Below are 9,843 nucleotides of genomic sequence, written 5' to 3' on the forward strand. Positions count from 1 at the left end.
CCGCCGGGTCCCGGGGCCCGGCCCCCGCGCCTCCCGATGCCGCCCGGTCGCCCGGCCACCGCCACGGCGCGGCCCGGCCGGGCTGCACGACCGCCCCTGCCGACCGGAGACCGTCCCCGGTCCCGCAGCCCCCGGCCCGCAGCCCCCGGCCCCCGGCCCCCGGCCCCCGGCCCGAGACGAAAGCCGTGCACCCGAGCGGGTGCACTTCCGCACACCGTCGGACGTGAGCGGTCGCGCGCCCCGCGGGCGCCCCACAAGGTCGGGGGTACGGACCCTCTCCCGGCGGGGGGCCGCGTCCGCTTCGCCGCGCCCGCACCGGAGGTGCTCCCGTGTCCGCCGACACCCATGTGCGCGTCACCGCCCACGGGCCGCGGCCCGTGCGGGTCCGGGCAGGACTGTTCTGGCGGGTACGGGGGGCGCTGCTGCGGGCCGGGCCCGCGCTCGCGCTGTACGCGGCCGCCCGGCTGACCGGCCTGGCCTTCATGACGCTCTGGGCCTGGCACACCGGCCGGCACCCGCGCGACCTGCTCGGCTCCTCCTGGGACTCCGTCTGGTACGCGCGGGTCGTGGAGCACGGCTACGGCACCATCGTGCAGGGCGGGGCCCCCGGCCGCCTCTACAGCGATCTGGCGTTCTTCCCGCTCTACCCGGCGCTCGTCCGGGGGACCCGCGGTGTGCTGTCGCTCGGCTTCGTCAACGCCGGGCTGCTCGTCTCCTGGACCGCCGCGGCCTGCGCCGCCTGGGGGATCTACGCGGTGGGCGAGCGGCTGCACGGCCGTCGCGCCGCCACCCTGCTGGTGCTGCTCTGGGGCGTGCTGCCGCACGCGGTCGTCCAGTCGATGGCGTACACCGAGAGCCTGCTCACCGCCTGCGCCGCCTGGGCGCTGCACTCCGTGCTGGCCGGACGCTGGCTGTGGGCCGGGGCACTCGCCGTGCTCGCCGGGCTCTCCCGGCCGAACGGGATCGCGGTCGCCGCGGCCGTCTCCCTGGCCGCGGCCTGGCAGATCGTGCAGCTGTGGCGGGCCCGGGACCCCGGCCTCGTGCCGCTCCGCGGCGGCCGGACCCGGCTGTGGGCGGGGGCGCTGCTGGCGCCGCTCGGCTGGTGCGGATACGTCCTGTGGGTCGGCCGGCAGCAGGGCAGCCCGCTGTTCGGCTACTTCCGGGTTCAGCGGAACTGGGGGTCGGAGTTCGACTTCGGGCAGGACGCCTGGCTGTCGGTCCGCGCGCTCGTCGTGGGCCGCGAACACCTCACCTACCCGATGGTGGTGGCGGTCGCCGCGCTTGCGGTGCTGATGTTCGTCCTCCTGCTGCTGGACCGGGCGCCGCTGCCCCTGCTGGTGTACTGCGCGGTACTGCTGGTCATCGCGCTGGGCGGGGCGAGCTACTTCACCTCCAAGCCGCGCTTCCTGCTCCCGGCCTTCCCGCTGCTGCTGCCGGCCGCCGCGGGCATGGCGAGAGCCCGGCTGCGCACCGTCGCGTTGACGGTCGGCGCGCTGGCCGGGCTCTCGTGCTGCTATGGGACGTACTTGCTCACGATCGCCACCTCGGCGCCCTGACGGGCCCGGGCGATCACGGCGTACGGCGGGGGTCAGTCCTCGCCGTTGTCGTCCTTCTTGTCGTCGGGTTCGGCGGACTCCACGTCCGCCTCCAGCCCGAGCTGCTCCACGACCCACTTGTCGAACTCGATCGACGCCCGGACCCAGCTGACGGTGCTGGACACGAAGTGCTCCAGGCTGACGCCGGTGCCCACCAGCATCTGCGCCTCGCCGATCAGGCGGACGGTGCCGTCGTCGTTGGTGTGGCTGTAGACCTTCGGCCACAGGGTGCGACGGTTCCAGTCGTCGATCGACTCCAGCAGCTGGGGCTTGGACTCGATGGGGTGCGAACGGTCGTAGAAGGTACGGACCGAGAAGACTTCCTGCTCGTCCTCACCGCGGAACATGAAGTACGTGCGGAACTGCTCCCACGGGGCGGCGAGGTCGCCCTCGTCGTCGACGACGTACTTCAGCTCCATCTGGTCGAGGAGCTGCTTGACCAGATCCTGATCAGGGACGACGGGGCCCACCGGCCCCGACGGCTGCGGTTCGGGCTGGCCCCCGAAATTCGGAATCGAGGACGGGTCGATGCTCACCGTGGATTTCCCTTCGTACGGTTCCTCCCATCCTCTCCCATGCCGGGCGGGGGCTGGCAACCCCTGCCCGCCGCGCACCGGCACGGGCGGCACGATCAGCCCGTTCGGTGCAGCGGGGCGGGGCGGCGCGGGGGCGGGGGCCGCCCGGCTTCCGCGGGAACGTCCCGCCCCCGGCATGCCCTGCGGGAGGACCGCACGCCCGGCGCGTGCCGGGCGTGCGGGCGTGCGGGTGCCGGCCGGTTCAGCGGGTGTGCGCCGGTTCAGCGGACCGGGGTCACCGACAGCCCGGCGCCGTCCAGGTCCACCCGGACCGTGTCGCCGTTCTGCACCGCGCCGGAGAGGATCTCCTTCGCCAGCCGGTCGCCGATCGCCGTCTGGACCAGGCGGCGCAGCGGCCGGGCCCCGTACGCGGCCTCCGGGCCGGGCACCCGGTCCCCTTCCTCCGCCGCGCCCTCCGGGGCGTAGCCGAGCCGGCCCAGCCACTCCAGGGCGGCGTCGGTGACGTCGAGGGTGAGCCGGCGCTCCGCGAGCCGCTGCTGCAGATGGGCGATTTGGAGCCGGGCGATCCGCTGGAGCTGGTCGGCGCCGAGGGCGTGGAAGACCACCAGGTCGTCCAGGCGGTTGAGGAACTCCGGCCGGAACGAGGCGCGGACGGTCTCCATCACCTTGGCCCGCTTCTCGTCCTCGCTCAGCGCCGGGTCGACCAGATAGGGGGAGCCGAGGTTGGAGGTGAGGATGAGGATGGTGTTGCGGAAGTCGACCGTCCGGCCCTGGCCGTCGGTGAGCCGTCCGTCGTCCAGCACCTGGAGCAGGATGTCGAAGACCTCGTGGTGGGCCTTCTCCACCTCGTCCAGCAGCACCACGCTGTACGGCCGGCGGCGCACCGCCTCCGTCAGCTGACCGCCCTCCTCGTAGCCGACGTAGCCGGGCGGGGCGCCGACCAGCCGGGCCACCGAGTGCTTCTCGCCGTACTCGCTCATGTCGATGCGGACCATGGCCCGCTCGTCGTCGAAGAGGAAGTCCGCGAGGGCCTTGGCCAGCTCGGTCTTGCCGACGCCGGTCGGTCCGAGGAACACGAACGAGCCGGTGGGGCGGTCGGGGTCGGCGATCCCGGCCCGGGTGCGGCGCACCGCGTCCGACACCGCGCGGACCGCCTCGGCCTGCCCGATCAGCCGCTTGCCGAGCTCCTCCTCCATCCGCAGCAGCTTCTGCGTCTCGCCCTCCAGCAGCCGCCCGGCGGGGATGCCGGTCCAGGAGGCGACGACATCGGCGATGTCGTCCGGTCCGACCTCCTCGCCGATCATGCCCTCCAGGGCCTTCTGCTCGACGGTCGCCTCCTCCAGCTCCTTGCGGGTCTGCGGGATGACCTCGGAGCGCAGCCGGCCGGGGGTGACCCAGTCGCCGGTCTCGGGGGCCTTGCGCTCGGCGAGTTCGAGCTCGGTCTCCAGCTCGTCCAGCCGCTTCTTCAGATCGCCGACCCGGGTGTGGATCTCCTTCTCTGCGTTCCAGCGGGCCCGCAGGCCACGGAGCTTCTCCTCCTTCTCGGCGCGGTCCCTGCGCAGCCGGTCCAGCCGCTCCCGGGCATCCGGCGAGAGGTCCTTCTCCCGGTCCTGCTTCTTGCGGAACATCCCCGCCGACTCGGTGGCCTGCGCCGCCAGCAGCGACTCCTCCTCCATGAGCAGCCGGTCGACGGCACGCTGGAGCTCGTCGATCTCGACGGGCGAGGAGTCGATCTCCATCTGGAGCCGGGAGGACGCCTCGTCGACCAGGTCGATGGCCTTGTCTGGGAGGAAGCGGGAGGTGATGTAGCGGTCGGAGAGGGTGGCGGCGGCGACCAGGGCGGAGTCGGCGATCTGCACCCCGTGGTGGGCCTCGTACCGGCCCTTGAGGCCGCGCAGGATCGCGATCGAGTCCTGCACGGACGGCTCGGCGACCAGCACCTGCTGGAAGCGGCGCTCCAGGGCCGGGTCCTTCTCGATCCGCTCGCGGTACTCGTCGAGGGTGGTCGCGCCGACCATCCGCAGCTCGCCGCGGGCCAGCATCGGCTTGAGCATGTTGCCCGCGTCCATCGCGGAGTCGCCGCCGGCGCCCGCGCCGACGACCGTGTGCAGCTCGTCGATGAAGGTGATGATCCGGCCGTCGCTCTCCTTGATCTCGGCGAGCACGGTCTTCAGCCGCTCCTCGAACTCACCGCGGTACTTGGCTCCGGCGACCATCGCGCCCAGGTCGAGCGAGACGAGCCGCTTGTGCTTCAGCGACTCGGGCACATCGCCCTTGACGATCCGCTGGGCAAGGCCCTCGACGACGGCGGTCTTGCCGACGCCGGGCTCACCGATCAGCACCGGGTTGTTCTTGGTGCGGCGGGAGAGCACCTGGATGACCCGGCGGATCTCCTGGTCCCGGCCGATGACCGGGTCGAGCCGGCCCTCGCGCGCCAGGGCCGTGAAGTCGGTACCGAACTTCTCCAGGGCCTTGTAGGTGCCCTCCGGGTCGGGCGTGGTCACGCGTCGTCCTCCACGACTGTTCTCGAAGGCTTCGAGCAGCTTCTCCGCGCTCGCGCCCTGCTGCTCCAGCAGCTCTCCGGCGGCGCCGCCACGGGCGGCGACGCCGATGAGCAGGTGCTCGGTGGAGAGGTAGTCGTCCCCGAGCTCCTTGGCCCGCTCCGCCGCGTCGGCCACGACCGCGAGCAGGGTGCGGTCCGGCTCGGGCGGTGCCACTGTGGACCCCTGGACGCTGGGCAGCGAGCCGAGCAGCCGCTCGGCACCGGAGCGCACCGCCGCCTGGTCGGCCTCGACCGCGGCGAGCAGGTCCTGGAGATTCTCGTTGTCCTGGCCCTCCAGCAGCGCGAGCAGCAGGTGCACGGGGGTGATGTCCGGGTTCCCCACGGCCACGGCACGGCTGCTGGCAGCGCTGATGGCTTCCTGGCTCTTGTTGGTCAGCTCGGCATCCACGTGCGCCCGCTCCTCCTCCTGGTCACATCAACCCTGCTGGTCACATCAGTACTGGCCACATCAAGGCTGGTCACATCAATCCTGCCAGATTGACCCTGCACTAACTTGAGTCTATCCGACTCAAGAATATACCGGGGAGCTTTCCCGTCCCGCTCGCTCTCACCCTCCAGGGGCCGGCCCCCGTCCGACTCTCCCGGTTTCGAAGGGGCAGGGCGCCTGCGAGAAGGCCTCCCGATGCCGATGAAGCCCCCGAACCACCGTTTCCACGGGACGCCCGCACCACACCCTCCCCCGCTCACCCGCACCACAGGCCGGCGGATCAGACCGCACCTCACGCCGACCGCCGCACCGGGCGGCTCGTCAGCAAGTACGCCGCGCCGCCCGCATCGCACTCATGCGGCGCACATCCCGGAGCCCCGGCGGGCGCCCGCAGGCCCGTGCGCCGCCCCTGCAGCAGCCCGCCCCCCGGCGCCCCCGGACTCCGCCACCCGTCGGCCCGGGCCGCCCCCGCGGCTGGGTAGTGTCGGAGCATGGCTCTTCCCCGGCGTGACCCCCGCGACCCCGGCCCGGAGTACGTCGCCTTCTGGCAGGAGCGTCATCTGTGCACTCTGACGACGCTCCGCCCCGACGGCACCCCGCACGTGGTGCCCGTCGGCGTCACCTACGAGGCGGAGGCCGGGACGGCCCGGGTGATCACCAACAAGAACAGCCGGAAGGTCGCCCACGTCCAGGCCGCCGGGCCGGAGGGCGCGCGCGTCGCCGTCTGCCAGATGGACCGGGGCCGCTGGGCGACGCTGGAGGGCCGGGCCACCATTCGTACCGAGGCCCCGCTCGTCGAGGACGCCGTGCGCCGCTATGCCGAGCGCTACGAGCGCACCCCGGCCCCGAACCCGGACCGGGTCGTCATCGAGATCCGGGTCGACCGCGCCCTCGGCCGCGCCTGAACCTCACGCGCCTGAACCTCACGCGGCCGAACCTCACGCGGCTGAACCTGATGCGCCCAAGCCGCACAAGGCCGGGCCGGCCGCTGTCCGGCCGCGCCGGGCGGCCGTGGGGACGGGCCGTCCGCTCAGGCCTGCTCCTCCATGACCTCCAGGTTCATGAACCGCGGCTCCCCCGTGCACAGCGCCCGGAACTGCTCGGCGAGCTTCTGCGTCTCGGGCAGCCGGTTGTTGACCATGGCCTGCTCGTAGGAGGGGAACTCGATGATGTCCACGTAGTGGTGGGTGTCGTCGCGGTCCTGGGTGTGGGCGTCACGGGTGACCGTGCGCTTGCCCTCGGTGGCCCGCAACCACGACTGGAAGAGCGCCTCCATCTCGTCTGCCCGGGTCGTCTCGTACTCGATGATCTGGACGAACGTCATCGCGATCAGCCCTTCTTGGCGAATGTCTGAGCGGTCTGCCCGGCGAAGTCGTACGCGATGAGCGGCTCGTCACCGACCACCCACGCGTCGTGACCGGGCGAGGCGACGTAGACGTCACCCGGTCCGATCTCGCTCTCCGCACCGTCGTTCATCCGGATGCGCATCCGCCCCTGCACCACTATCGCGGTGTGGTGGATCTGGCAGCTCTCCGTACCGGCGATCGGGCCCACGGACTCCGACCAGCGCCAGCCGGGCTCCAGGGTGGCCACGGCGAAGTCCAGACCGGTCAGGTGAAGGACTTCGAGGTGGCCCCGGGGGAAGTCGCGCCGTTCATCCGGCTTCTCGGTCGTCTTGACTTCCAACATGACGTGCCTCCTTGCCACCCTTCCATCGTGCTCGCCGGACGACCCGATGCGCGACCGGAGCCGCCGCCCCGGTGTCGCCGCACCACAAACGCCGGGGCGGTGTGCCCCCGTGGGGACACACCGCCCTGTCCGATCGCGCGGCCGGCCACCCGGCGGGGCAGTGCCCGCCCGGCGTTCCCACCGAACGGAGCCAGGCCGACGGAGACCGGCCTGCAGAGACCGGCCGACGGAGACCGACCGCGCCGCGGCCTCCGTTCGCCCCCTCCGGCCGTCCGCCCCGTTCGTCCGCCCCGGTCCCCGCCGCCGGCCGCGGACGTGAACCGTCGTGCTGTTCTGCTGCTCGTGCTGTTCTGCTGCTCGTGCCGTTCGTGCCGTTCGTGCCGTTCCGGTCAGTACTCCAGGGCGTCCTCGGCGCGGGCGAGCCAGTAGGTGACGCGCAGCGAGTCGTCGATGTGGACGCCCGCGCTCGGCAGGGAGGGGTGCGCGACCGGGCCGACGCCGTTGGCGCGGGCGTCGAAGAACGAGACCGCGAGGGACTTCTCCGTGTGGCCGCCCGAGCCGCTGCCGTCCGCGGCCGACAGCCGCACCCCCGCGTAACCGGACTCGCCCGGCGCGAGTGTGGTGACCGCCTGCGGCTTGCTCTCCTCGAACACCGGGGGCACGGACTGGGCCTCACCGAACTGGACGGCGGGGTAGTAGTACAGGTCGCAGAGACCGGAACCGGTGTTGGTGACCGTGATCAGCATGTGGTTGAGCGGACGGGTCACCTGCTTCGCGGTCACCTTGGTGTTGGCGCCGGTGCACACGGCGCGCTTCTTCGTCTGCTGCGAACCGCCGTTCGCGGCCGAGTTCGTCCTGGCGGTCGCGCCCGGCTCGGCGCCCCGCGCCGGGGCGTCGGCGGAGTCGCCGCTCTTCCCGGACGGGTCCGAACCCTGCGCTCCGCCACCGGACTTCGCACCGTCGGTGGTCCCGCCGCCGGACTGCGCGGTCTGCGACGAGGAGGCGGGGGCAGCGGCGCCCTCGTCCCGCGGGGCAGGGTTGTCCTGGCACGCGGTGAGCGAGAGCGCGGCGAGGGCGGCGGTGGTGGCCGCGAGAAGGCCGGTACGGCGACGGCTGATGAAGGCAGACATGGCGGATCCGTTCGTCACAGGTGTGTATTGGTCGGCACGCCATCCGGCCGGTCGGCGGCGGCGTGCTTGGATGACCGCAGCTTGTGCCGAGCCTCGTCCCACCGGCCAGACCTGCCGGACCATCAGGGAGGCTCGAACGTTCGCACCGGCTGTGAGCTGGGGAATCTCCCTTGCCTCGAATGCTCGAATGGGATGGAGGAACGGTGGGGGCAGCTGAGGAGTTGGCCGGGTTCGGACAGCATCTGCGAGAGCTGAAGGACCGCTCCGGGCTGAGTTACGGCACGCTGGCCAAGCGGCTGCACATGAGTGCGTCGACACTGCACCGCTACTGCAACGGGGAAGCAGTACCGGCGGAATACGCACCCATCGAGCGGCTCGCCCGGCTGTGCAAGGCGACACCGGAGGAGCTCCTGGAGCTGCACCGGCGGTGGGTGGTGGCGGACGCCGCGCGACGGCACGAACGCCGATCGGCGGGGGCGGCCGGCGGAAACCGGCAGGGGGCGGCGGCTGCGGACCGGCAGGGTCCACCGGCCGGGGGCGGAAGACCGAACCCCGCGGCCGACGCGGGCCGGAGAGACCCGTCGCCCGACGGCGGGCCCGGGACTCCCGGAACGACGCACGCGTCCGCGGTCCGAATCCCTGCCCCGGGAGGCCCCGTTGCTGCGGAGGCACACACCGTCCCGCATCCACGCGCCCGGCCGGAACCGGAATCCACGGCGGACCGGACCGACGCTCCGGCGCCGGGAGCCGTCACGGGGTCACGGGCCGGTACAGGGTCACGGGCCGGTACGGGGTCGCGGGGCGATGCGGGGTCAGGGGCCGGTGCAGGGCCGCGGGCCGATACGGGGTCGCGGGACGGCGCAGCCGACGCTGCCCCGCCCGGCACCGCACCCGGCACCCGCCCCGGAGCCGGCGACCGCCCCGGCGCGCGCGGCGGCGCATGGGCCGGACGACGGCTCGCCCTCGCCGCGGCTGCCGCCGCCGCGCTCCTCGGAGCCGCCGGGCTCGTCGTCGCCCAGATCTCGGGCCCCGAGATGGGCCGGCCCGCGGGCAGCGCCCCCGCCGGCAACGACACCGTCTCCGACGACGAACCGCCCCGGGCCTCGGCATCTCCCTCCGCGTCCCCCTCGCGCTCCGCGAAGCCGAGCGTGTCGGCGTCCCGCGGCAAGGGCGGCAAGGACGGCAAAGACGGCCTGGGCCCGGCCTCGCCGGCGGATCCCCCGTCCGCCCGCACCAGCCGCTCCCCGGCCCCGGCCTCGCTGACGGTGGCCACCCGCCCCTACGCCTGGGAGAACCCGCCCTGCAGCCGGAAGTACCTGGTGGACCGCTCGCCGGACGACGTGGGACCGCCGCCCGGCGAGCAGGACGCCCCGAGGTGGGTGCGGTCGCTGGACGCGGTCTCCGCCGGTGACCAGCTCGTCGAACTCACCGTCCAGGGCACCGGGAAGGACACCGTGGTGGTGCAGGGCCTGGACGTCCATGTGGTGAGCAGCCGGGCGCCGCTGGACCGGAACGTGTACAGCATGGGCGTCGGCTGCGGCGGTGACGTCGTCACCCGCTCGTTCGGCGTCGACCTCGACGCCGGCCGCCCGCAGCCCTCGCCGCGGGACGGACAGCGCGACTTCCCGTACAAGGTCAGCGAGTCCGACCCCGAGGTCTTCTACGTGCTCGCCGGCACCCGGGCCCACGACGTGAGCTGGTACCTGGAGCTCCGCTGGTCCAGCGGCGACCGGCAGGGCACGGTGCGCATCGACGACCACGGCAAGCCGTTCCGCACCAGCGGCACGGGCGGCAGCCCGCACTACGACTACCCGCTGGGCGGCAACGAGTGGATCCGCAACGAATCGGATCAGTAGCACCGCCGCCGGGGCCCCCGGCGGCACACGACAGGGGACGGGGGGGA

The 9,843-nt window shown here is 73.1% G+C and carries 8 protein-coding genes and 1 pseudogene; 4 read left to right on the top strand and 5 right to left on the bottom strand.

From position 1 onward, the window contains the following. The first annotated feature begins 329 nt into the window (after positions 1-329). Positions 330-1,556 (top strand): hypothetical protein, encoded by a 1,227-nt coding sequence (locus AC3EQ1_RS26810; protein ID WP_432096906.1) that lies wholly within the window; start codon positions 330-332, stop codon positions 1,554-1,556. A gap of 32 nt (positions 1,557-1,588) precedes the next feature. On the opposite strand, the gene AC3EQ1_RS26815 is transcribed toward AC3EQ1_RS26810, so the two are convergent. Further along, positions 1,589-2,131, bottom strand: a complete 543-nt coding sequence (locus tag AC3EQ1_RS26815; RefSeq protein WP_351515647.1) for a type III secretion system chaperone family protein — start codon at positions 2,129-2,131, stop codon at positions 1,589-1,591. A 260-nt stretch (positions 2,132-2,391) separates the two neighbouring features. Continuing rightward, positions 2,392-5,082 carry an ATP-dependent Clp protease ATP-binding subunit gene (locus AC3EQ1_RS26820; RefSeq protein WP_432096907.1) on the bottom strand — a complete coding sequence of 897 codons (2,691 nt, stop codon included), beginning with the start codon at positions 5,080-5,082 and terminating at the stop codon, positions 2,392-2,394. 530 nt (positions 5,083-5,612) lie between these two features. Here AC3EQ1_RS26820 and AC3EQ1_RS26825 point away from each other — a divergent pair. Beyond that, positions 5,613-6,026 carry a pyridoxamine 5'-phosphate oxidase family protein gene (locus tag AC3EQ1_RS26825; RefSeq protein ID WP_432096908.1) on the top strand — a complete coding sequence of 138 codons (414 nt, stop codon included), beginning with the start codon at positions 5,613-5,615 and terminating at the stop codon, positions 6,024-6,026. A 125-nt stretch (positions 6,027-6,151) separates the two neighbouring features. Here AC3EQ1_RS26825 and AC3EQ1_RS26830 read toward each other — a convergent pair whose 3' ends face one another. From AC3EQ1_RS26830 to AC3EQ1_RS26840, 3 genes are all read right to left on the bottom strand, one after another. Continuing rightward, positions 6,152-6,445, bottom strand: coding sequence for a hypothetical protein (locus tag AC3EQ1_RS26830; protein ID WP_432096909.1), 294 nt, complete (start codon positions 6,443-6,445; stop codon positions 6,152-6,154). Between the two features lie 5 nt (positions 6,446-6,450). Continuing rightward, positions 6,451-6,810: a cupin domain-containing protein gene (locus AC3EQ1_RS26835; protein ID WP_432096910.1), complete on the bottom strand. Its 360-nt coding sequence runs from the start codon at positions 6,808-6,810 to the stop codon at positions 6,451-6,453. Between the two features lie 389 nt (positions 6,811-7,199). Then, a complete protein-coding gene (locus AC3EQ1_RS26840) occupies positions 7,200-7,940 on the bottom strand; it encodes a DUF4232 domain-containing protein (RefSeq protein ID WP_432096911.1) in 741 nt (246 codons plus the stop codon). Positions 7,941-8,119: 179 nt separating this feature from the next. Here AC3EQ1_RS26840 and AC3EQ1_RS26845 point away from each other — a divergent pair. Continuing rightward, positions 8,120-8,299, top strand: a pseudogene (locus AC3EQ1_RS26845) (helix-turn-helix domain-containing protein); the annotation flags it as partial. A gap of 789 nt (positions 8,300-9,088) precedes the next feature. Beyond that, the gene (locus AC3EQ1_RS26850; protein ID WP_432096914.1) at positions 9,089-9,796 is read left to right on the top strand and encodes a hypothetical protein; all 708 of its coding nucleotides are present in this window, start codon (positions 9,089-9,091) and stop codon (positions 9,794-9,796) included. Positions 9,797-9,843: the final 47 nt, after the last annotated feature.

This window comes from Streptomyces sp. bgisy100 (assembly GCF_057709105.1).